General features: G+C 36.4%; 22 protein-coding genes. 18 read left to right on the forward strand and 4 right to left on the reverse strand.

Features of this window, described 5'->3' with window-relative positions; all coding sequences use genetic code 11:
• The first annotated feature begins 28 nt into the window (after nt 1-28).
• The 12 genes from VUJ46_RS15770 (at nt 29) to VUJ46_RS15825 (ending at nt 13,124) form a co-directional block, all read left to right on the forward strand.
• Nucleotides 29-1,762: a thiamine pyrophosphate-dependent enzyme gene (locus VUJ46_RS15770; RefSeq protein ID WP_326981678.1), complete on the forward strand. Its 1,734-nt coding sequence runs from the start codon at nt 29-31 to the stop codon at nt 1,760-1,762.
• The gene (locus VUJ46_RS15775) at nt 1,762-3,006 is read left to right on the forward strand and encodes an MFS transporter (RefSeq protein ID WP_326981679.1); all 1,245 of its coding nucleotides are present in this window, start codon (nt 1,762-1,764) and stop codon (nt 3,004-3,006) included. The genes VUJ46_RS15770 and VUJ46_RS15775 overlap by 1 nt, the downstream gene beginning before the upstream one ends.
• 99 nt (nt 3,007-3,105) lie before the next feature.
• Nucleotides 3,106-3,591: a hypothetical protein gene (locus VUJ46_RS15780; protein ID WP_326981680.1), complete on the forward strand. Its 486-nt coding sequence runs from the start codon at nt 3,106-3,108 to the stop codon at nt 3,589-3,591.
• 190 nt (nt 3,592-3,781) lie between these two features.
• Nucleotides 3,782-4,519, forward strand: coding sequence for an energy transducer TonB (locus VUJ46_RS15785; RefSeq protein WP_326981681.1), 738 nt, complete (start codon nt 3,782-3,784; stop codon nt 4,517-4,519).
• 130 nt (nt 4,520-4,649) lie between these two features.
• Nucleotides 4,650-6,089, forward strand: a complete 1,440-nt coding sequence (gene miaB, locus VUJ46_RS15790; protein WP_326981682.1) for a tRNA (N6-isopentenyl adenosine(37)-C2)-methylthiotransferase MiaB — start codon at nt 4,650-4,652, stop codon at nt 6,087-6,089.
• Nucleotides 6,090-6,108: 19 nt separating this feature from the next.
• Nucleotides 6,109-7,149 (forward strand): PDDEXK nuclease domain-containing protein, encoded by a 1,041-nt coding sequence (locus VUJ46_RS15795; protein ID WP_326981683.1) that lies wholly within the window; start codon nt 6,109-6,111, stop codon nt 7,147-7,149.
• A 50-nt stretch (nt 7,150-7,199) separates the two neighbouring features.
• Complete coding sequence (locus tag VUJ46_RS15800; RefSeq protein ID WP_326981684.1) at nt 7,200-7,670, forward strand: hypothetical protein; 471 nt, start codon at nt 7,200-7,202, stop codon at nt 7,668-7,670.
• Nucleotides 7,642-8,439 (forward strand): tetratricopeptide repeat protein, encoded by a 798-nt coding sequence (locus VUJ46_RS15805; protein ID WP_326981685.1) that lies wholly within the window; start codon nt 7,642-7,644, stop codon nt 8,437-8,439. Before VUJ46_RS15800 ends, VUJ46_RS15805 begins: the two co-directional genes overlap by 29 nt.
• A gap of 34 nt (nt 8,440-8,473) precedes the next feature.
• Entirely contained in the window at nt 8,474-9,763 is a 1,290-nt protein-coding gene (locus VUJ46_RS15810) for a sigma-54 interaction domain-containing protein (RefSeq protein WP_326981686.1), read from the forward strand.
• A 20-nt stretch (nt 9,764-9,783) separates the two neighbouring features.
• Entirely contained in the window at nt 9,784-10,479 is a 696-nt protein-coding gene (locus tag VUJ46_RS15815; RefSeq protein WP_326981687.1) for a hypothetical protein, read from the forward strand.
• Nucleotides 10,469-11,020, forward strand: a complete 552-nt coding sequence (lptE, locus tag VUJ46_RS15820) for an LPS assembly lipoprotein LptE (RefSeq protein ID WP_326981688.1) — start codon at nt 10,469-10,471, stop codon at nt 11,018-11,020. Before VUJ46_RS15815 ends, lptE begins: the two co-directional genes overlap by 11 nt.
• Before the next feature lies 1 nt (nt 11,021).
• A complete protein-coding gene (locus VUJ46_RS15825) occupies nt 11,022-13,124 on the forward strand; it encodes a tetratricopeptide repeat protein (protein ID WP_326981689.1) in 2,103 nt (700 codons plus the stop codon).
• 34 nt (nt 13,125-13,158) lie between these two features.
• Here the strand turns inward: VUJ46_RS15825 and VUJ46_RS15830 are convergent, their stop codons facing one another.
• The 4 genes from VUJ46_RS15830 to VUJ46_RS15845 form a co-directional block, all read right to left on the reverse strand.
• Complete coding sequence (locus tag VUJ46_RS15830; protein ID WP_326981690.1) at nt 13,159-13,767, reverse strand: DUF4126 domain-containing protein; 609 nt, start codon at nt 13,765-13,767, stop codon at nt 13,159-13,161.
• Between the two features lie 107 nt (nt 13,768-13,874).
• Nucleotides 13,875-14,255 carry a ribonuclease P protein component gene (rnpA, locus tag VUJ46_RS15835; protein WP_326981691.1) on the reverse strand — a complete coding sequence of 127 codons (381 nt, stop codon included), beginning with the start codon at nt 14,253-14,255 and terminating at the stop codon, nt 13,875-13,877.
• 170 nt (nt 14,256-14,425) lie between these two features.
• Complete coding sequence (locus VUJ46_RS15840; RefSeq protein ID WP_326981692.1) at nt 14,426-15,151, reverse strand: tRNA threonylcarbamoyladenosine dehydratase; 726 nt, start codon at nt 15,149-15,151, stop codon at nt 14,426-14,428.
• Complete coding sequence (locus tag VUJ46_RS15845; RefSeq protein ID WP_326981693.1) at nt 15,144-15,770, reverse strand: TatD family hydrolase; 627 nt, start codon at nt 15,768-15,770, stop codon at nt 15,144-15,146. The genes VUJ46_RS15840 and VUJ46_RS15845 overlap by 8 nt, the downstream gene beginning before the upstream one ends.
• Nucleotides 15,771-15,868: 98 nt before the next feature.
• Here VUJ46_RS15845 and VUJ46_RS15850 point away from each other — a divergent pair, with 98 nt between their 5' ends.
• The 6 genes from VUJ46_RS15850 (at nt 15,869) to VUJ46_RS15875 (ending at nt 21,937) form a co-directional block, all read left to right on the forward strand.
• Entirely contained in the window at nt 15,869-16,498 is a 630-nt protein-coding gene (locus tag VUJ46_RS15850; protein ID WP_326981694.1) for a TetR/AcrR family transcriptional regulator, read from the forward strand.
• A 103-nt stretch (nt 16,499-16,601) separates the two neighbouring features.
• Nucleotides 16,602-17,597: an outer membrane protein assembly factor BamD gene (locus VUJ46_RS15855; protein WP_326981695.1), complete on the forward strand. Its 996-nt coding sequence runs from the start codon at nt 16,602-16,604 to the stop codon at nt 17,595-17,597.
• A 41-nt stretch (nt 17,598-17,638) separates the two neighbouring features.
• Nucleotides 17,639-17,962, forward strand: a complete 324-nt coding sequence (locus VUJ46_RS15860) for a DNA-directed RNA polymerase subunit omega (protein WP_034681463.1) — start codon at nt 17,639-17,641, stop codon at nt 17,960-17,962.
• Between the two features lie 123 nt (nt 17,963-18,085).
• Nucleotides 18,086-19,288, forward strand: a complete 1,203-nt coding sequence (coaBC, locus tag VUJ46_RS15865; RefSeq protein WP_326981696.1) for a bifunctional phosphopantothenoylcysteine decarboxylase/phosphopantothenate--cysteine ligase CoaBC — start codon at nt 18,086-18,088, stop codon at nt 19,286-19,288.
• Nucleotides 19,289-19,325: 37 nt separating this feature from the next.
• A complete protein-coding gene (gene porD, locus VUJ46_RS15870) occupies nt 19,326-20,231 on the forward strand; it encodes a type IX secretion system protein PorD (protein ID WP_326981697.1) in 906 nt (301 codons plus the stop codon).
• Between the two features lie 56 nt (nt 20,232-20,287).
• Nucleotides 20,288-21,937, forward strand: coding sequence for a DNA repair protein RecN (locus VUJ46_RS15875; RefSeq protein ID WP_326981698.1), 1,650 nt, complete (start codon nt 20,288-20,290; stop codon nt 21,935-21,937).
• Nucleotides 21,938-22,112 lie beyond the last annotated feature (175 nt).

A 22,112-nucleotide genomic window follows, 5' to 3' on the forward strand; every position in this document is an offset into this window, starting at 1 on the left:
GATACATTAACCACCAAAAATATTAATTATGGCTAAAAACATAGCTGAGCAAATAGTTGAGATGCTCGAGAACGCAAATGTGAAAAGAATTTATGCGGTAACCGGAGATAGTTTGAATCATTTAAATATTGCTGTTAAAAAAAGCAGTATAGAATGGATTCATGTGAGACATGAAGAGGTAGGAGCGTATGCAGCGGCGGCAGAAGCTGAACTCGATGGTTTTGCGGTTTGCGCAGGAAGTTGCGGACCAGGTCATGTGCATTTGATCAATGGGGTATATGAAGCGCATCGTTCGCACGTTCCGATGTTGGTGATTGCCTCCACGATTCCGAGTGAGGAAATGGGAATGGATTATTTTCAGGAAACAAATACCATTAAACTATTTGACGATTGCAGTCATTATAACCAAATGATTACAAGGCCCGAACAGGTTCAGAGAACAGTTCAGACGGCCATTCAGCATGCGATTTCTAAAAAAGGAGTTGCGGTAATCGGGCTTCCGGGAGATGTTTCTGAGCTGAATGCTGAAGAGGCTACGACTTCGAATAAAATATTTAAAACAAATCCGGTTATTCGTCCGTCTGATGAAGAATTGAATCAATTGGCCAATTTAATTAATGAAAGTAAAAAAGTAACCCTCTACTGCGGAATTGGCGCGGAACATTCTAATGCAGAAGTTGTTGAACTTTCAAAATATTTAAAAGCGCCGGTAGGATATTCTTTCCGGGGAAAAATGGCAATTCAGCCAAATAATCCAAATGAAGTAGGATTAACCGGGCTTCTTGGGCTTCCCTCTGCATATCATGCGATGCACGAAGCAGATTTGCTTTTATTGTTGGGAACCGATTTTCCGTATGAGAAATTTATGCCTGTTAAAAATAAAATTGTTCAGATCGATGAAAGTCCGGAACGTTTAGGCAGAAGAGCTAAGTTGGAATTGGGTCTTGCAGGTGATGTGAAAGAAACGATTAAGGCGTTATTACCTTTGTTAAAAGAAAAAACAGACGTTAATTTCCTGAATCAACAATTGGAGTTTTATGAAAAAGTAAAAGAAAACCAGTTGATTTATGTGAAAGACCGAGGAACAGAAAATGCGATCCAACCGGAGTTTGTAGCGCATACTTTAGATCAGTTGGCTAAAAATAATGCCATTTTCACGGTGGATACGGGAATGTGTTGTGTCTGGGGCGCGAGATATATTACAGGAACCGGAGACCGTAAAATGCTGGGATCATTCAATCATGGATCGATGGCGAATGCAATGCCGATGGCGATTGGCGCTTCATTGGCACATCCTGACCGACAGGTGATTGCAATGTGCGGCGATGGTGGATTGTCTATGTTGTTAGGCGATATGGCGACTATTTTTCAGTATAAATTACCTGTAAAGCTGATTGTTTTCAACAACAGAGCATTAGGAATGGTAAAACTTGAAATGGAAGTAGGCGGAATGCCGGATAATGAAACCGATATGATTAACCCTGATTTTGCAATGATCGCACAGGCAATGGGCTATACCGGGAAAAATGTCCACAATCCTGACGACGTTGAAAGTTCAATTAAAGAATGTTTGGAGCATAACGGAGCTTATCTATTAAATATTTTCACGAATCCAAATGCATTAGCATTACCTCCGAAAATCGAATTCGATCAGGTATTGGGAATGACGAAATCTATGGCGCAATTAATGCTTGGCGGTAAAATGGAAGAAGCATTAGATACAGTAAAAACGAACTATAAACATATTAAAGATTTGCTATAATGAATGCATCTTTGAAGAAATTCTACATTATTGCTTGGGTTTTCGGGCTTATTTTCTATTTTTTAGATTATGTGATCCGATCGGCACCCGCGGTAATGATTCCTGAACTGGTCAATAATTTTAATACAACCGAACTGAAACTGATCAGCATGGTAGGGACCTATTATTACACCTATTCTACCTGTAGTTTGATTGCGGGAATTGCGTTAGATAAATTTGGTGGCAAAAAATCACTTTTTGTAGGAACGCTTATTTTGGGAATCGGGTGTCTGTTATTTTTAATTTCCAGTCAGGTGGCCGGAGTTTCCGGAAGATTGCTGCAGGGCGCGGGTTGTGCTTTTGCATTTCCTGGCTGTGTATATCTGGCAAGTAAAGGTTTTTCTTCAAAGTCATTGGCTACGGCAATCGGCTTTACGCAATGTATCGGAATGTTGGGCGGAACGGCCGGGCAATTTGTGGTTGGGCCTTGGGTAGAAGAAGGTGTAAATATTGATACTTTCTGGCTTTGGTCAGGAATTGCCACTATTATCACTGCTTTCGGATTGTTTTTCGTTATTCCTAAAGAGAAGAAAGCAGAGGAATCCACAGAGACGGGAGTAAAACCTATGGGCTATCTGGAGCCTTATAAAATTGTTTTTAAAAACCCTCAATCATGGCTTTGCGGAATTATTTCCGGGCTTTTATTTGCGCCAACAACCATATTTGCGATGACCTGGGCAGTTGCTTTTTTTGAAAAAGATAAGCAGTTTGTCTTTCATGATGCTGCGATTACCAGTGCGATGGTTGCGTTTGGTTGGGTTTTCGGTTGTCCGTTATTAGGTTTTATTACTGATAAAATGGGTCGCAGAAAACCAGTTTTGATTGCCGGAGCTGTGGTGATGATTTTAAGTTTACTACAATTAATTTATCTTCCGGAATTATACCCAGCGAAGATCAGTATGTTTATTCTTGGGTTAGGATCCGGAGCGGCAATGATTCCTTATTCTGTTATTAAAGAAGCTAATCCTGATTTTGTAAAAGGAAGTGCAACGGGAGCGATCAATTTCATTACATTCGGAGTTACGACTTTACTGAGCCCGGTTTTCAGCCGTTGGTTCGGAAAGAGTTTAGGAGATTCTGCGGGAGATTTACATTTTCAGCATTCTATTTTATTTTGGATCTCAGGAATTGTTGTGGCCATCATTGTTTCATTAATGTTAAGAGAAACGGGAATTAAAGCTAAAGTTCAGCCTTTACAGGCATAAATTGTTTTAGTTCTTATCGATCAATTAAAAAAACTTCATCATTTTGTGTGAAGTTTTTTTGGTGTAATTTTGTTTTAATTAATGATAAATAAAAAAAATATGAAGATAATAGCGTTATGTATAGGACTTTTTATTTCAAATCTTGCAATGGCGCAATATGATGTTGAAGATAGAGATGATACGCCTGTAACAGAATCTAATAAAAGCATTTTGAAGATAGATATTAAAGAGCCTCTTTTTCAGATTGCTGCTAAAAATTGTAGCGGGTTTAAAGCTGCTGCTTTTGAAGGCGGAGTCACAGTTTACAAGGAAACACTCAGGAAGTTTATGTATGATTATCTAAATTCGGATTTTTACGTACTGAATGGTGAATTTACATTTACTTTAACAATCGATGAAAAGGGAAAAGTAACGGATATTGTAGGTTCTCCGAAAGTGCCGAATAGTGAGTATTTTTATGATGACATGAAGTATGTCGTAAGAAGAATAAAAAAGAACTGGACGCCGGCTTCATGCAATGGTCAGCCTATTGCTTCACAAATCAAAATTAAAATGAACTTATCTTCTATAGCCACCGATTTGTAAGATCATATTGAAGATGTTATCCTGTTTTCTTTTTGAATTTATCTTAAAACCCCGAAGGGGTTAAAATAATGTAATGGAAATTTCAAAGATAAATGGTAGTACATCTGCTTAAAAAAACAAAAGCAAAATGCCAACAGACAATGCTGTAGGTTTAAAATGTATTTTTAAAGTCAAATTTTCCACTGTAATCATGATTAGCAAAATATTTCCTTTATTGGGAGTGGCCCTGGCATTGCCAATGTTCGGGCAGCAGGTAGCATCCGAGTACTATCATTATCCTCATCTCCAAAATCCTTATGGTGATGGAGAAGTACAGTTTTACAAAGATTTTCACCAGGTTTTAATTGATAAAAATCTAAAACCTTGTGATAATAAAGATGAAGTTTTTTATCTTAAAGTTCTTATCGGGGAAGATGCAACTGTAAAATATGTAAAAGACGATACAAATAAAGAGCTCGCTGAAAAAAATAAATGTGCATACAATCTTGGATTGCAGGTTTTAAGATATATGAACAAATGGAATCCTGCAGAAATAGATGGCGGTAAAAAGAAAGCTGTTGCTGGCTTTTTTGTTCTCCCAAACGACTTGTTTGAAAACTATAAGGAAGGATATATTCCTCAGGCAAATCCTGCTTTATTTGAAAATCTGCCTGGTGGCATCAATCAGTTTCGTAAAGAAGTTGGGAAAAAAATTAATCTTGACGGTTTCCAATGGAAAGAAGCTTTTAAACTGGTAGCCATTTTTGTTGTAAAAGCAGATGGTACTATAGGAGATGTAAGTCTAGAACAATCGTCAGGTGTTAAAGATTTTGATGATAGAATTATCAGAGGGATAAAAAGTATCAAAAAGAAATGGAATCCCGCTACAGTAGGTGGTGTACCGGTAAATTACAGGTTTAGATTGCCCCTAAATTTTGGTCCGATGTAATAGCCCTGCCATTCTGTCTCAATATTTTGTATCTTTGCAAATTCAATAAGTTCAAAGTTTACTATTTTGAGTTCAAAGTGATATGCAATGAACCATAAATTTTAGGCTTTAAACCTTAAACAAGACTATCGTGCAAGAAAAATATATAGACGAAACCAAGCAGGGAGAGGCTTTTGCAATTGCAGAGAGACCTGAAAATTCTAAAAAATTATTTTTGGAAAGCTATGGTTGTCAAATGAATTTCTCAGATTCCGAAATCGTTGCTTCTATCCTTAATGAACAGGGATACAACACAACAATGAAGGTTGAAGAAGCAGATCTTATTCTTTTAAATACCTGTTCAATCCGTGAAAAAGCGGAGCAGACCGTAAGAATGCGTCTTTCTCAGTTTAAAAATCTGAAGAAAGAAAAACCGAATATGACGGTGGGTGTTCTTGGGTGTATGGCAGAGAGGCTTAAAACTAAATTTTTAGAGGAAGAGCAATTGGTCGACCTTGTAGTTGGTCCCGATGCTTACAGAGATTTACCAAACCTTTTGAAAGAAACTGAAGACGGAAGAGATGCAATTAATGTAATTCTTTCCAAAGAAGAGACTTATGCAGACATTAACCCGGTTCGTTTAGGCGGAAATGGGGTAACAGCGTATGTTACTATTACCAGAGGTTGCGATAATATGTGTACGTTCTGTGTGGTTCCGTTTACGAGAGGTAGAGAAAGAAGCCGAGACCCACATTCTATTTTGGATGAATGTAAAGATCTTTGGAACAGTGGTTATAAAGAAATTACATTGTTGGGTCAAAACGTAGATTCTTACCTTTGGTATGGTGGCGGACCGAAGAAAGATTTCGCCAAAGCTTCTGAAATGCAAAAAGCTACTGCTGTTAATTTTGCTCACTTGCTTGATTTGGTGGCTAAGGCCGTTCCGGAAATGAGAATCAGATTCTCAACGTCGAATCCTCAGGATATGAGTCTTGATGTTTTCAAGATGATGGCAAAGCACGAAAATATTTGTAAATACGTTCATTTACCGGTTCAGAGCGGAAGCAATAATATGCTTGAAGCCATGAACAGACAACATACGCGTGAGGAATATTTAGATTTAATTAAAAAAGCTAAAGAAATTGTTCCGGATATTTCTTTTTCACAAGATATGATCATTGGTTTTTGCAATGAGTCGGAACAAGATCATCAGGATACTTTAAGTTTGATGAAAGAAGTGGAATATGACTACGGTTATATGTTCGCCTATTCAGAAAGACCGGGAACGCCTGCTCACAAGAAAATGGAAGACAATATTCCGGCAGACGTAAAACAAAGACGTCTGGCTGAAGTTATCGCTTTACAGGGCGAATTGTCAAGAAAAAGAATGGCTGGTTATGTAGGAAGAGTTCACCAGATTTTAATTGAAGGAACTTCCAAAAAGAATAAAAATCAGTGGAAAGGCAGAAACTCTCAGAATGCAGTTTGTGTTTTCGATATGGCAGAAGGACAGAAAATTGGTGACATTGTGAACGTTTTTGTTTATGATAACACGCAAGGCACGCTTTTAGGACGAGAAGTGGAGAATTAAAGTTTTTGATCCTTAGATAATGAGTAACCTACAGTCACAACAACTCATACAGAATATTTCTGCATTATTGGATAATGCCAGAAAGAATGTAGTTGCTGTGATAAGTCATACCATGGTTCTCACTTATTATGAGATTGGAAGAATGATTGTAGAAGATGAACAGAACGGTGAAAACCGTGCGGAATATGGGAAATCAATTCTAAAAGATCTGTCCTTACACCTTACGGGAAGATTTGGTAAAGGGTTTTCAGTTGAAAATCTTGACAGAATGAGGTTTTTCTATAGAACTTATTCTCACCAGATTTCGTCAACACTGTTGACGAATTCTCAAAATAGCTCAGTTCAACACGTTGATCCTGTTAGTTTTAATCTTTCATGGTCACATTATTTAAAGCTGATGCGTATAAAAGATGAGCATGAAAGAAAATTTTACGAAATTGAAAGTTTTAAAAATAACTGGAGCTTAAGAGAATTACAGCGACAATATGACTCTGCGCTCTATGCAAGGTTGTCTTTAAGCAAAAATAAGGAAGAGATTCTTCAACTTTCGGAAAAAGGACAAATTATAGAAAAACCAAAAGACTTTATCAAAGATCCTTATATTTTGGAATTTCTTGGCCTGCCGGAAAGGTCTAATTATTCTGAAAATGATTTAGAAAGTGAATTAATTAATAAGTTAGAGCATTTTCTTTTAGAATTAGGAACGGGCTTTACCTTTGTGGCAAGACAAAACAGAATAACGTTTGATGAAAAGCATTTCAAGATCGATTTGGTTTTTTATAACAGAATTCTGAAATGTTTTGTATTAATTGATTTGAAAATTGGTGAATTAAAACATCAGGATATCGGGCAGATGCAGATGTATGTTAATTTCTACGATCGTGAAGTGAAGTTGGTGGATGAAAATAAAACAGTAGGAATTATCCTATGCCAGGATAAAAGTGAAGCACTGGTGCGATATACTTTGCCGGAAGATAATGAGCAGATTTTTGCCAGCAAATATCTCACGGTATTGCCTAGTAAGGAAGATTTTGTACATATTTTGAATGCAGATCATTAAAGAAAGTGATGAAGGTTATTTATTTTTTAATATTTTTTTCATTTGTTTTGATGTCATGTCAGACAGAGAAAAATGTCAGTAAATATCCTTCAACAGTAGGAAATATTGAATTTGATTCAGAATTGGATGATGCTGATTTTAAAAAGTGTATTCCAGAGAAGCTGGTACCGATTCAATATTATCAAGGAAATCAGGGCTTTAATTATAGAGGAGAAAAAATTGCCATTGAAGAAAAGTTAAAGAGAGAAAATATTTTCTCTAAAAAAGATATTAACGGTTATTTTACCGTCAGATTTATTGTAAATTGTGATGGAAAGACCGGATTATTCAGAGGGCAGCATATGGATTCTGATTTTAAAGAAAAAAATTTAGATCAGGATTTGGAGAATAAATTGTTGCTCTTTACAAAATCTCTTGACGGGTGGATTCCCAAAGAGATGAAAGGCGGTGTTAAAATAGGCTATTATCAATATTTAACCTATAAAATTGAGAATGGAAAAGTTTCAGAGGTATTACCTTAGCTTTTTATTACTTATCGTTTATACCAATACTATCGCACAGGTTAATTGCAATGCGATAGAGGGTGAAGACTGCAAAAAAGCTTGTGAGCAATACAACTGGGCTTCAGACAGACAGGGTTTAAGAGAGTCTCAGGAAGCATTTGATAAAGCAATAGGCTTATGTCCTACTTTTTCCAATGCCTATATGGAAAAAGCAGTTCCCTATCTGAAAAACGGCGATTTTATTACCTGGAAATTACTGATTGATAAAGCAGTTGCTTTAGATCCAAGAATGCACTTAGGATACAGAGGTTGGTGCAGATTTCAATTTCTAAGAGATTATAAAGGAGCAATCGTTGATTTAGAAGAATTTAAGAAATACTATCCCGAAGATCTGGGAAGATCTTTAAACGGAGATTATAATCTTGAAATCATCAGAGCGCTGTCTTATAGTGCTTTGGGAGAAAAAGATAAGGCAGTACACCTTATTGAAAATCTCTTAGCATCAAAAAATTATTTCAAAGGTCTTTTTGATCATTATCAGTTAGGAGTAACTTATTTTGAATTAGGAAGGTATGATAAAGCCTTAGAAAATTTCGAAAAACAAAGCAAAGAATTCGACTTTGCTGAAAATATATATTTTAAAAGTAAAGTTTCTAAAATTAGAAACAAGGATTATTTGGATTTAAAAAGGTTAGCCTTAAGAACGTACGATGAGGGAAAGATCATGAAGGATGCTTACACTCATCATTTCAACAAAGTCTACAGAAAACAGATTGAAGAGTTGTAGATTAAATTTAAATCAATATTCTTAAAATTTACTTATGAGCAACGAGCTACAAAATATAAAAAACCGCTTTGGTATCATTGGGAACTTTCCGGCTTTAAACAGAGCTTTGGAAAAATCCATCCAGGTAGCACCCACCGATATTTCCGTTTTAGTAATTGGAGAAAGTGGTGTGGGGAAAGAATTTATCCCGAAAATCATTCATTCAGAATCAAAAAGAAAACACCAGCCGTATATTGTTGTTAACTGTGGAGCAATTCCTGAGGGAACGATCGATTCTGAATTGTTCGGACACGAAAAAGGAGCTTTTACCGGAGCAACAACGACGAGAAAAGGATATTTTGAAGTAGCTGATGGCGGAACGATATTTCTTGATGAGGTGGGGGAACTTCCTTTACAGACGCAGGTTCGTTTATTAAGGGTGTTGGAAAGCGGTGAATTTATGAAAGTAGGTTCTTCTCAGGTACAGAAAACCAATGTGAGAATTGTTGCGGCTACCAACGTGAATATGATGAAGGCAATTCATGACGGAAGATTCCGTGAGGACTTGTATTATCGTTTAAATACCGTTCAGATCGATATGCCGGCTCTTAGAGAAAGAAAGGGAGACATTCATTTGTTATTCAGAAAATTTGCAATCGATTTTGCAGAAAAATACAGAATGCCTGAGTTGGAACTGGAGCCAAGTGCCGTTCATTATGTTGAGAATTACTCTTTTCCCGGGAATGTCCGTCAGCTGAGAAACCTGGTGGAGCAAATGACGGTTGTGGAAAGAGACAGGTATGTAACGGTTGAAAAACTGGCGGAATATATTCCCATGGAAACGCATCTTCCCATGGTGGTTAATACACCCAATACCCAAAAACAAAACGATTTTGGCAGCGAAAGAGAAATTATGTATAAGATTCTCTTCGACATGAGAAACGATATAAATGATTTAAAATCCTTAACTTCGGAATTAATAAAAAATCGCGGAGGAGGAGATTTAAGCAATCAGGAGAAAAATCTGATCAACAGAATTTATACCCCTGAAGCACAACAGTCTGTAAGCCAGAATTCTTTATTGTATTTTGAAAACGGAAATAATACGCCTGTTGTGCAGAATTCAACAATCATTGCATCACAGGATGAAAGTTATGAAGATATAGAAGATATTGAAATTGAGGAAAATAAACCTGAATCTTTATCCCTTCAGAATAATGAAAAAGATTTGATCGTTAAGGCTTTAGAAAAGCATAAAGGAAGAAGAAACAAAGCCGCGGACGAGTTGGGAATTTCCCAGAGAACTTTATACAGGAAAATAAAACAATATAACCTGGAAGACTAAATTAATAAAATAACACATACATGACGGAACTGAACGCGAAACCAATCGATTTTAAATTTGGGCAATACCTGAGCAACGGATTTGAATTTCTGAAAAATAATTTCGGAAATCTCTTACTCGCTGTTATTTTTTGTATGATCATGACATTTATTCCGCTTTGTGGGCTGTTGGGGATGGGTAATTTGTATAAATATTGCCGGAAACTCAGAAAAGGGCAAACCACATCAGGACCCGGAGAAATTTTTAATTTTGATGATTTTATGCCTTATTTGATGTTGCAGCTGATTATATTGGGTGGTATGCTTCTGCTTTTCATTCCACTATTTTTTATTGCCCTTCTTACAAGGATTGGCGGTGACGATTCTGCGGTAGGTTCAGTGATGGCCGCGGTTTGTATGATTGTTTTTTATATCGCTTTATTTTATGTTATTTTCAGAGGATTTTATATTCCGGCTCTCATTTCATTAGGAGAAGTAAAAGACATTAAAAAAGCTTGGAATATGTCTAAAATAATGACAAAAGGGAACTTCTGGTCGATTCTGGGGTTTGCAATTGTTGTAGGAATGCTTTCTCAATTGGGGATTTTAGCATGCGGAATAGGTATTTTATTGACATTACCTTTTAATTATACAGCCAACTATTTTGCTTTTGAAGATGCAATGCAGCAGATTGAGCATGACGAAATAAAAGAAATCGGACTAAAAAATGAATATTAAATTAAGCCAAATTAAAATAAATCAGCCTATATTTATAGGGCTTTTGTTTATCTGTTTAGGATTTTTGCAGTCTTGCTACAGTTTTACAGGTTCGTCTTTAACGGATGAAAAGACGGTACAGATCAATGAATTTCCGAATAATGCGGCGTTGGTAAATCCGGCGTTGGCACAACAGTTTTCAACCGATATTCAGAACCGGTTTTTACAGAGAACAACTTTAAAAGGGACCAAAGAAAATCCTGATATCCTGATTGAGGGTGAAATTACAGATTATTCTATTTCGCCAACAACCATCAGTTCTACTACCACGAGTAACAATGTGGGAGGTGTTGTTCAAGAATCACAGAATAAGCTCACGATCACGGTGAAGGTGCATTATGAAAATAAAATCCATCCGGATTCCAGCTTTGACAGAACGTATTCTGACGAGGCCGTTTTCAACAGTAGTTTGTCGCAATCGGATATTGAGGCATCTCAGGTGAAAATTGTGACAGACAGAATTATTAATAAAATATTTAACGATATTGTAGCCAATTGGTAAGATGAATCCCAGAGTTTTAGAATTATTAAAGAACCCGAAACACATTCAGTCGGAAGATCTTGGTCTTTTGAAAGAAGAGATTAATTCTTTTCCCTATATTCAGAATATCAGGGCGCTGCACTTGTATGGGGTTCACCTTTTTGATACAGAAAATTACCGGAAAGAGCTTTCAACGACAGCGGCTTATACTACTGATAAAAAGATTTTGTATCAGTTAATTAACGGTAAAATTCAACAGAAAGAAAAGCCAAAACCTGAAGTCGTTGAAAAGGCTGAAAAACCGAAAGAGGAAGATGTAAAAAATAATTTCCAATATGTTTATAAAAGCAGTAATTTCCCTCTGAAAAGAGAAGATAAGGTTCAGCAAATAGAGATTAATCAAGAGGATATCAATCAAAGCTTATCAATGCCTGTTGAGCCGGAAGCGGTAATCGCAGAACCTGAAAAGCCTGAAATTAGTGAAGATCAGGAATCTTGCGAAACTCAGACCTCTCAAATTGATTCAAATTATATTTACGTAAACGGCGAAAGAAACCGGATTTTATTTGAAGGCGAAGAAGATTTCATGAATGAAACACTTGCTGACAAAAATGCTGAATTTACGCCTGAAGTTATCATTAATAATGATCATATTTCTTCAGAAGCGGTGGAAGAAACCGTCAATGAGGAAGAAAATATAGCTTTCCACGAAACAAAAACATTACATCCTGAAACAGAAGCTTTAGGAAATACTGAAGTTGAAGATGAGGAAGTAAATCTAACTCTAACTCAGGAAGAAACCGAAAAAGAAAATATTGAATCTGATTCTGAATTAAATACCACGGAAGAAGAATTAATTATTGAAGAAGAGCATCATTCAGCAGAGGAAAAAGATACCCAATTTACTTCCGAAACGATTATTCATGAGGAAGAAATTACCTCGGACCTCGCTGAGGAAATGATTGTTGAAGATGAGTCCGAATTAAGTTTTCACGGTACGGATTCTTTTCTTCCCGAAGTTAAAATTGAATCTGAACGTATTGAAGCGCCAATCCAAGAGGAGGAGGTTGCTCAACCGAATATCAATAAACATGAAGACGAAATGCGTCGTTTAATTGAAGAGGTTGAAAAGAAAATGAAGGAAACAAAATCAATAGTTTCTGAAACGAAAGAAGAACCTGAGCCTGTTGTAAACCACGATATAAGTTTTGCTGAAACTCAAAATTTTGAGATTAAATCTGAAGAGGTAAAAGAAGAAGATTCTGTAGCTGAAATCGTTGAAACTATTGAAGGAAATGAGCCGTTGCCTTCAGAACAAACTGAAGAAACAAATAGTGAAAATGATGAAGCGGCTTCAGAAGTTGAAGAAGTAAAATCTTCATGGAAACCGATGAATTTTGAATCTCACGTTCCTGATTCTTTATTGTCAAAAAATCAGCAAAATGAAGTATCTAAAACAGAACCTGTAATTGTTGAGACTCCAGAAGCTGAGGAGGTTAGAGAGGAAGAGGAAACAGAAGAAGTTTTACTGATCGCTGAGGAGGATTCTGACTTGATTGAAGATAAATCAAAAGAAATAAATACTCCGGAAGCGCCTGTAGAAGACAAGGAATCATCTGATTCAGATGAAGAAACTCCCGTAATGAATGTTTCTTTCTTTGGTTCTGATATATCCAGCTGGAAACCAGCCGAGCCTGTTACGGAAGAAATTCAGGAAGAAGAGGCGGAGGAAATTAAACCTGCTTCGGAAGAAAAGAAATTACCCAATATTCTGGACAGTAATGTTCCGGGATTTATCAATACCTGGCAAAGTTGGCTGAAGATTGACAGACCCGAGGAGGAAGAAAAGCAGAAAACACAGACCAAAGCCAAAGCAATAGAGTCCTTTATTGAAAATAATCCCAGAATCAGTCAGTTAAAAGATGAAAGCTCCTATGTGGTTAAAGAAAAAACCGGAGATATTTCCCACCTAATGACAGAAACACTGGCCAATTTATATACAGAACAGAAATTATATACCAAAGCCATTAAAGCTTTTGAAATACTGATCAAAAAACATCCGGAAAGAAAAAAGCATTTCGAAGCTAAAATTCAGGAAGTAAAAGATATAAGAACAAGAAGTTAATAGCAGAAGTCCCGGTTTTTAAGATCGGGATTTTTTATGGAGTGCTGCGGGCTGTGTTTCTTGTTTTTAATTTTTTCCAAAATTTTCGTCCCGAAACTAAAATAAAGATTACTAAAATAATAGCGCAAATACCCGCTAAAATAGGTAAAATCATTGCTAAAACCGCCATAATCCCTGCTCCTGCAGTTTCTGTGGTGCCTACGACTGAATTTCCCAGTCCCCCCGTAGTCATGGTGGAAGCGGCCCGGATTCCGGCAAACCCTGAACTGACGGTAGCTGCCGTTCCTCCTCCGGCAATAAGCGCCAGCGCCCATTGAGGAAAAGTTCCCAAATCTGCAAACTGACTGGCAAAAAGTACAGATCCCGCAATAGTCGCCAGTGGAATGGATAAGGTGTCCAAGAGATGATCTACAAAAGGAATATAATAGGCTAAAACTTCCACGATGGTTGCAATTCCTGTGGTTATTAGCGTGGGAAGTCCGGAAAGCCATTCAAAGTGTTCGTTCATTGGAATCCAACCCATAAAGGAAGCTAAACTTACGGCAAATAGGGGAAGGAATACCCGAAATCCTGTGGCTGCTGCCAATCCGATTCCAATAAAGGCACTTATGACATAAGGTAAATAGGGAATTTGGTCTAACATTTTAATTTTCAGATTAATTGTTTTCCCTAAAGTTACAAAACCCAACAATATAATTCGAAATAATGACAGGTTAAATTGACGAAAAAAATGCTAGGCAAAGGCAAAGATTAATTTTTTTTCTGGTGTTGGGCCTGGCAAAGTTTGATAAACTGCACTTCAACCTCCTGAAATTTCTGTGGTAATTCCGGGGAAACCCAAAACAGCATCGCCGCTGTTTTTTCACCAAAAGCTTCTTTGAAAATTTCTTTGTTTAAACGATAACATTCACGCAAAAGTCTTTTGATACGATTTCGGTGAACCGCTTTTTTGAAATATTTTTTAGAAACCGAAACTGCAAATTTAGTACTTTCAACAGGCGCTGAAGGCTTATCTTTTAGCACAATAATTCTCAAATTCCCATTCGTTTTCCATTTGCCTTTTTCGAAAAGCAAAGAGATCTCTGTGTTTTTTTTGAGTTTTTCGGCTCTGGGATATTTGAAATTTGTCATTTACGGACTGTAAATATAGGGGAAATTTTCTTCTTTTTTGATTTTAATAGATATGCTTCGGGTTCGCTCAGCATGACACCACTACAATTTTACTGCTAAAATAAGACAGTTGGTATTAGAATTGTCAGGCTGAGCAAAGTCGAAGCATCTTTAAATATAATAGAAAAATATTATTTTTTTTCTAATAAATAAGTAATTACTTCAGAAGCTGTGTACAGTCCGAAAATAGCTGGCATATAACTGATGGTTCCGTAGAAAGATCTCTTATAATTGGTTCCGTCTGTCATTTTTAAACTTTCTTCATCCTGAATATCGTTAGCGAAGACACAACGTACGCCTTTGTCGATCTTTACTTTTTTAAGTCTTTTTCTTACCTGTCTTGCAAGGTGGCAATGTTCGGTTTTGCTGATATCTCTAACCATAACTTTGCTAGGATCTGTCTTTCCGCCGGCACCCATAGAGCTTACGATTTTTATCCTTCTTCTTTTTGCTGCAATAATTAAAGTGAGCTTTGGGGTTACGCTGTCGATACAATCCAAAACGTAATCGAATGTGTCGGAATCTAAAACTTCATCCATCCTTTCAGGATTCAGAAACTCATTGATTTTAGTGAGATTAAGATCCGGATTAATATCCAAAAGTCTTTCAGCAACTACCTCTACCTTATGTTTTCCTACAGTAGATCGTAAAGCGGGGAGCTGTCGGTTGATGTTGGTGATATCTACGGTGTCGCCATCTACAATGGTCATGTTTCCAACACCGGCTCTTGCTAAAAATTCTGCGGCAAAAGACCCGACCCCTCCTAATCCTACTACCAGGACAGTTGCTTTGTTCAATTTTTCCAGACCTTCTTCTTTAACAAGAAGCTCTGTTCTCTCCAACCAGTATTTATCCATTTTTTATTAACTCTAAATTTTCTGCAATTTGTTTATTTAAATTTTCCAAAGAAATCTGCTTAATTTCTGAAACCTTCAGATATAATTCTTCGATAGGGAAGTCTTCATTATCGGTTTCTAAAAAGATCCTGTCTAAAGGAATCATTTTCAAAGTATTTTGCAAAGATAAATTATACAAAACGGCTTTTCCAAAACTCAGATAAAAATTATTCTTAAGCAAATCATCGGCAATGCTTTGTTTTTTATTAAAACCATGAATAATCATTGGTTGTCGCGAATACTTTTTTAAAGAGATGACTTCATAAAATTTCCTCACACAATGAATGATGATGGGTTTCTTTATTTCGTTGGCGAGCTGTATCTGTCTCAGAAAGATCCTTTCCTGAATTTCCTGATCTGTTTCTGCAAAGGAATCCAACCCGCATTCTCCAATGGCAAAACAGTTTTCGGTGATATTGTTGTTTAACCAATTTAATTGATTGTCAATATTCTGAGTATCAATGTCTTTTGGGTGGATGCCAATTGAATAAGAAAAGTCCGGCGGAACGGTATTGATATCAAGATTATAGATTCCGTTGCGGGTATATTCTTTATGATGATGAAAATCAAAAAAATCCATAGCCAAAAATACGACTAATTTAGATTTAACGTAAATTTCTTAAACGAACGTTTATAAATTTCTTAAAAATTTCTTAACTTTACCTGAATGCCATATGTATGAGAAAAAAATTCACAGAAAAACAGATCCACATTTTAGATATCGCTGAAGAGCTGATTGCTAAGAAGGGATATGAGGGAACATCGGTAAGAGATATTTGCTCAAAGGCCAATATTAATGTTGCCATGATATCCTATTATTTTGGTTCAAAGGAAAAAATGATGTCCTATCTCTATCAGTATCGCGTGCTGAAGACCAGAGAGAATTTTTCTGAATTTGCAGACACCATAAAAGACGGGAAACCGGAAATGCAGATGAAGGAAATTATTAAATATATCGTTTCTCAGTTATTTAAGTATAATTATTTCCATGGTTTTGTGACGCAGGAGCTTCGGCATACCGAAAACCTAAAGGATGAACTGTTGGATTTCTATCAGCTATTTGTAAAAAAACTGGATGATGTCATCAAAAAGGGTGTAGCATCAGGGGTTTTTACCTATACTCCAAGACCGGAAGACATCTTGACAACAATTATAGGTTCTACTTTATTTGTGATCAGGAATAAAAATTTTTATGAATTGTATGTTCCGAGCAAAAATGAGGAAGCTTACGCAAAAGAAGCAGAAAAAAAAGTGAGAATGAATCTTTTAATGAGTGTTTTTGCTATTTTGGGATACGCAGCAGACTAAAATTACGTTAAATATTCATAAAAAAAAATCTATTGACAAAAAAGTTATATTTTTGCAAATTAATAGATCGGTTATAAAATCCGAAAACTGTTGAACTTTTTATATGAAAAAATATATTTTAGGTCTTTTTGCTGTAGTTGTGGTGTCATCATGTATCAGTCAGCAAGACAAAGCAATGAAAAGTGCTGACAAAGCTTACATCCTGAAAGTAGCCAACGAAAACTTCGCTAAAAAGAAATGGAAAAATGCTTTGGCACTGTATGACAGACTTGCGAATCTTGTTGCCGGAACAGATGATTTCCCTAATGTTGCTTATAATACGGCTTCTGCCAATTATTATGACAAAAATTATAAATTGGCAGGTCATCAGTTCAAAAACTTTGCGATCAATTTTCCAAAAGATCCGAGAGCTGAAGAAGCCGCTTATTTATCGGCACTTTGTTATTATGAAGGTTCAATGGATTATAATCTGGACCAGTCCAGTACAGAGTTGGCTATCAACGAGCTCCAAAGCTTTTTGAATGAATATCCGAATTCTGAAAGATCTAAGAATATCAATACCATGATTGATGAATTGTCTTACAAGCTTGAATTTAAAGCTTTTGAAAATGCAAGACAGTATTTCAAAATGGGTGAATATAAAGCTGCAAATGCCGCATTGGAAAATGTACTGAACGATTTCCCAAGTACTAAGCTGCGTCCGAAAATATATGGTTACATCATGGATTCCAGATACCAGCTTGCTGTGAAATCTGTTTATGATTTGAAAGATGAACGTATCGAAAGTGCTCTGGCATTTACAAGACAGGTTGAAAAAGACCTTCCGGATACAGAATATGCGAAAACAGCCCTGGATCTTAGAAAGAAACTGGAGAGAGAAAAGGCCAATTTTGTTATTGTTAAAAAGAATACGGAAGAAAGAATAGCAACATTAACGGCAAAACAGAAAAAAGAAGCGGATGAGCTCGCGGCAAGGCAGAAATCTGTTGATCAGGAGAAAAATCAGATCGATGCTCAGAAGAAAGCAATGCAGATCCAGAGGGATAGTGCAGCGATTCAGACCCCTCCGCCGGCAGCGACTTTCAAAATTCAAAGATAATTCGTAAATTTGCCATCTTAAAATAAAATAAATTTCTCAAAATGAGTGTAAAAGATACAAAAGCAGAAGTAAATACGATTACTTACGATAAGGATAAGATTGAAGATAAAGTAGGTTCAATCTATGAGGCTATTGTTATCATGGGAAAGAGAGCAGAGCAGATTAATGCTGAAATTCGTACGGAGCTTCATAATAAGCTGGACGAATTTGCTGTTCACAATTCTACATTAGAAGAAGTTTTCGAAAACAGAGAGCAGATCGAAATCTCCAAGCACTACGAAAAACTTCCGAAGCCGACTTCTATCGCAATTGAAGAGTGGTTAAATGAAGATGTTTACTTCAGAAAAACTGAAGAAAGAAAATAAAATACAATATGTTTTTTATAGATGAGGGTCATAAAGGAGTTATTTCTTTTATGACCTTTGTCATTGTATAAAGCTGCGTTCTGAGAAAAAATAAGTAATTTAGTGTTCTAAAATTAAAACTACATGAGCGTTTCAGGGAAAAAGATTCTCATAGCTGTTTCGGGAGGTATTGCAGCCTATAAAATTCATTTTCTGATAAGAGATTTTATAAAAAAAGGTGCGGAAGTACAGGTTATTATGACACCTGATGCGGAAAACTTCGTTACCAAGCTCAGCTTATCCACTTTATCCAAAAAACCGGTGTATTCTGATTTTTACAGTGATAACGGAACGTGGAACAGCCACGTGGAAATGGCGCTCTGGGCAGATGTAATTCTTATGGCTCCATGTACAGCGAATACTTTGGCTAAAATGACTCACGGGATGTGTGATAACTTGGTTATTGCGACCTATATGTCTGCAAAATGCCCTGTTTTTATCGCTCCGGCAATGGATTTGGATATGTACCAACATCCGTCTACAAAACAAAATCTGGAAATAGCGGAAGATTTCGGACATTTTATTATTCCTGCTGAAAGCGGAGAACTGGCGAGCGGATTGGTAGGCCAGGGAAGAATGGCTGAACCTGAAACCATTGCAAAAGCAGTGGAAGATTTTTTTAATTCAAATGAAAATAAAAGTCTTGAAGGAAAAACAGTTTTGATCACTGCCGGACCTACTTATGAAGCCATTGATCCTGTGAGATTTATAGGAAATCATTCATCCGGTAAAATGGGGTTTTCCTTAGCTGAAGAAGCCTCTAAAAGAGGAGCGAAAGTAATTTTGGTTTCAGGACCTAGCTCGCAGACGATTCATCATAAAAATATTGATTTACATAAAGTGACTTCCGCCAAAGAAATGCTGGATAAAGTTTTTGAATTTTATGAAGATGTGGATATTGCAATAGGAAGCGCTGCTGTTGCAGATTATGCTCCGAAGGAAGTTGCAAAAGAGAAGATTAAAAAAAATGATGAAAGCCTGACGATTGAACTGATTAAAAATCCGGACATTCTGAAGACGATGGGCGAAAAGAAAAAACAGCAGTTTTTAGTTGGTTTTGCCCTGGAAACCCAAAATGAAGAAGAAAATGCAAAAGGCAAGCTGGTAAAGAAAAATCTGGATATGATTGTTCTGAATTCCCTTCGGGACAGTGGTGCGGGCTTCAAGAACGATACCAATAAAATAAAGATATTCACCAAAACAGAAAAAAAAGAATTTGATTTAAAATCAAAGGATGATGTGGCAAAAGATATTCTGGATTTCGTTGAAACTCAACTTTTAAAATAATTTTAATAAATTTCCGTTTTCAATTTTTAGTACGACAATGAAAAAAATTATAAGTTTATTTTTACTGCTTTTCATATTTACGACAGGTTTCTCTCAGGAATTACTGGCTACCGTTCAGGTGAATTCTCAACAGGTGCAGGGGAGTAATACCCAGGCATTTAAAGCGTTGGAGAAAAGTCTGCGTGATTTCATTAATAATACAAGCTGGACAGGAAAAAGGCTTCAGAATTTTGAGAAGATCAAGTCGAATTTTGCAATTGTTATTGCGGAAAGAGACGGAAACAGATTCAAAGCCAGTATAGTGGTTCAGGCAGTTCGTCCGGTTTTCAATACCAATTATGAATCTCCTTTAATCAATCTTCAGGATCAACGATTCTCTTTTGAATATGTTGAAAATGAAAATCTTATCTTTAATGAGAGACAGTTTTCAGGTAAAAACCTGATCGATGTGGTGAGTTTTTATGTATATCTGATCTTAGGATACGACGCAGACAGTTTCCAGTCGATGGGAGGAACACAGTGGTTTCAAAAAGCTCAACAGATTGCCCAAAATGGAGAATCTCAGAATAATTATGATGGATGGAAGCAGGTAAATGAACCAAGAAACCGTTCCCAATTGATAAGAGAGATTCTTAACCCTAATATGGCACAGCTTCGTTCTTCATTTTATTCATATCACAGAGCCGGAATGGATAATTTATTCAATCAGGATCAGACTCAGGCTAAAAAAGTGATTTTCGATGCCTTGATGCAGCTGAAAATGTACGAGAACTCATTTACACAGAATTATTTTTTCGATCTTTTCATTACAAATAAGGCAGATGAGATCTTCAACGTTTTCAACTCAACGAATAACGGAGGCATTAATATTGCGGATCTTAAACAGTTGATGATGATGTTCTCACCTAAGAATACGGATGCCAGATGGAGCAAGTGGAAATAATTTTTTCCCGTTCTAAAGTTCTATATTTGCAATATCTAAAGTAATTAGCTTAATCGATGCTGTCAAGAATTTATATTAAAAATTTTGCATTAATTGATACGCTTGAAGTATCATTGAAAAACGGTTTACAGGTAATCACCGGTGAAACGGGAGCTGGTAAATCTATTATTCTGGGAGCACTGAGACTGATTTTAGGAGAAAGAGCAGATGTAAAATCCATTGCAAAATCGGAAGATAAAAGCGTAGTGGAAACGGAATTTGCTTTAAATAATCAGTTCAAAAAGTTCTTTATCGAAAATGATCTCGATTACGAGCATCAGACCATTATCCGCAGGGAAATTTTACCTTCTGGAAAATCAAGAGCGTTCATCAATGACGTTCCGGTAACGCTGGATATTTTAAAAGAGCTTTCTTCTCAGCTGATCGACATTCATTCTCAGTTTGAAACCTCTAATCTTTTTACCTCTGAATATCAGTTTAAAATAATCGACGGGCTTTCGGAAAACAAAAAACTGATCGATGAGTATCAGTTTGAATTTTCAGAATTCCAAAGTTTAAAAAGTCAGCTTAAAAAACTCCAGACTCAGCTGGCTGAAAATAATAAAGAGAGTGATTACAAGCAGTTTTTGCTGAATGAATTAACGGAACTGAATCTGGATGATGTCGATTTTGAGGATCTTCAGAACCAGTTATCTGTTCAGGAAAATGCTGAGATGATCTCGGAAAATCTGAGCCAGGTATTATCGAGATTTCATCAGGAAGAAATCGGGATCCTGTCATTTTTTAATGAAGCCAAAAGCAAAATTTCGAAGATCGCGGAAGTGTCCAGTGGTTTTGCAGAGCTTGACGAAAGGCTGGAACAGTCTTTTGTTGAATTAAAAGATATTATTTCCGAGCTTGAAAATGAATCTGAAAAAATAGAGATTAATCCCGCCAACCTTTTGATTTTAACTGAACTTAATAATAAAATCAATAGCTTATTCATTAAACATAATGTTTCTGATATCAATGAATTAAAAGAGCTCAGAGATCAATTATCGGGTGAACAGAAAGGGGCTTCCGAATTGGAGGAATATATTATAGAAATTCAGGAGAATATTATTAAAAAAGAAAAATCTTTACAGGTTTTAGCGGACAAGCTGGCTAAAAACAGAAATAAAAGCGTTCCTGTATTTATTGCTAAAGCAGAAAAGCTGCTGAAGCAGTTAGGTCTTGAAAAAGCCAAAGTTGATATAGAGCTGCAAGATGCTGCAGAATTCAATCAATTCGGAAGAGAAAATATCCAGCTGCTGTTTCAGGCGAATTCTGGCTTCCCTCTAAAACCGATTCAGACGGCAATTTCAGGAGGTGAAAGATCCAGAGTTATGTTGGCTGTGAAAAAAATTATTGCAGAAAGTGATGATCTTCCCACTTTAATTTTGGATGAAATTGATACCGGTGTTTCCGGAAAAGTGGCTGAAGAAATCGGAAATCTAATGCGTGAAATGTCTAAAGATATGCAGTTGATCGTTATTTCTCACCTCGCGCAGGTTGCAGCCAAAGGAAATAATAACTACAAAGTGGTGAAGCAGGATATCGCCGGAAAAACGCAATCTAATATTGTTCCTTTAAGCGATGCTGAGAAACTCAATGAGATTGCACAGTTGCTTTCAGGAAGCAAAATTACCGAGGCTGCTTTGGCACAGGCAAAAGAGCTTATCGGTTAAAATAAAAAAAATAATTTCAAAAATATATGAAGACTTCTAATTAAGGAGTCTTTTTTTGTTTAAAAGGCTATATTTTTACTAAAAAACGGATTAAGTACAAAAGTTGAGGACTAGGCAAAAGTTTAGATACTATAAGATGAAATTTTTTGCTCTCGCAGATTTTGCAAATGATGCA

Origin of the sequence: Chryseobacterium sp. MYb264, from assembly GCF_035974275.1 — a bacterium.
Taxonomy (GTDB): domain Bacteria; phylum Bacteroidota; class Bacteroidia; order Flavobacteriales; family Weeksellaceae; genus Chryseobacterium.

What these genes read in the sequence shown, in the direction of transcription:
- VUJ46_RS15770 (WP_326981678.1), top strand. Translation starts at nt 29, where the DNA reads ATGGCTAAAAACATAGCTGAGCAAATAGTTGAGATGCTCGAGAACGCA.
- VUJ46_RS15775 (WP_326981679.1), top strand. Translation starts at nt 1,762, where the DNA reads ATGAATGCATCTTTGAAGAAATTCTACATTATTGCTTGGGTTTTCGGG.
- VUJ46_RS15780 (WP_326981680.1), top strand. Translation starts at nt 3,106, where the DNA reads ATGAAGATAATAGCGTTATGTATAGGACTTTTTATTTCAAATCTTGCA.
- VUJ46_RS15785 (WP_326981681.1), top strand. Translation starts at nt 3,782, where the DNA reads ATGATTAGCAAAATATTTCCTTTATTGGGAGTGGCCCTGGCATTGCCA.
- VUJ46_RS15795 (WP_326981683.1), top strand. Translation starts at nt 6,109, where the DNA reads ATGAGTAACCTACAGTCACAACAACTCATACAGAATATTTCTGCATTA.
- VUJ46_RS15800 (WP_326981684.1), top strand. Translation starts at nt 7,200, where the DNA reads ATGTCATGTCAGACAGAGAAAAATGTCAGTAAATATCCTTCAACAGTA.
- VUJ46_RS15805 (WP_326981685.1), top strand. Translation starts at nt 7,642, where the DNA reads ATGGAAAAGTTTCAGAGGTATTACCTTAGCTTTTTATTACTTATCGTT.
- VUJ46_RS15810 (WP_326981686.1), top strand. Translation starts at nt 8,474, where the DNA reads ATGAGCAACGAGCTACAAAATATAAAAAACCGCTTTGGTATCATTGGG.
- VUJ46_RS15815 (WP_326981687.1), top strand. Translation starts at nt 9,784, where the DNA reads ATGACGGAACTGAACGCGAAACCAATCGATTTTAAATTTGGGCAATAC.
- lptE (WP_326981688.1), top strand. Translation starts at nt 10,469, where the DNA reads ATGAATATTAAATTAAGCCAAATTAAAATAAATCAGCCTATATTTATA.
- VUJ46_RS15825 (WP_326981689.1), top strand. Translation starts at nt 11,022, where the DNA reads ATGAATCCCAGAGTTTTAGAATTATTAAAGAACCCGAAACACATTCAG.
- VUJ46_RS15830 (WP_326981690.1), bottom strand. Translation starts at nt 13,767, where the DNA reads ATGTTAGACCAAATTCCCTATTTACCTTATGTCATAAGTGCCTTTATT.
- rnpA (WP_326981691.1), bottom strand. Translation starts at nt 14,255, where the DNA reads ATGACAAATTTCAAATATCCCAGAGCCGAAAAACTCAAAAAAAACACA.
- VUJ46_RS15840 (WP_326981692.1), bottom strand. Translation starts at nt 15,151, where the DNA reads ATGGATAAATACTGGTTGGAGAGAACAGAGCTTCTTGTTAAAGAAGAA.
- VUJ46_RS15845 (WP_326981693.1), bottom strand. Translation starts at nt 15,770, where the DNA reads ATGGATTTTTTTGATTTTCATCATCATAAAGAATATACCCGCAACGGA.
- VUJ46_RS15850 (WP_326981694.1), top strand. Translation starts at nt 15,869, where the DNA reads ATGAGAAAAAAATTCACAGAAAAACAGATCCACATTTTAGATATCGCT.
- VUJ46_RS15855 (WP_326981695.1), top strand. Translation starts at nt 16,602, where the DNA reads ATGAAAAAATATATTTTAGGTCTTTTTGCTGTAGTTGTGGTGTCATCA.
- VUJ46_RS15860 (WP_034681463.1), top strand. Translation starts at nt 17,639, where the DNA reads ATGAGTGTAAAAGATACAAAAGCAGAAGTAAATACGATTACTTACGAT.
- coaBC (WP_326981696.1), top strand. Translation starts at nt 18,086, where the DNA reads ATGAGCGTTTCAGGGAAAAAGATTCTCATAGCTGTTTCGGGAGGTATT.
- porD (WP_326981697.1), top strand. Translation starts at nt 19,326, where the DNA reads ATGAAAAAAATTATAAGTTTATTTTTACTGCTTTTCATATTTACGACA.
- VUJ46_RS15875 (WP_326981698.1), top strand. Translation starts at nt 20,288, where the DNA reads ATGCTGTCAAGAATTTATATTAAAAATTTTGCATTAATTGATACGCTT.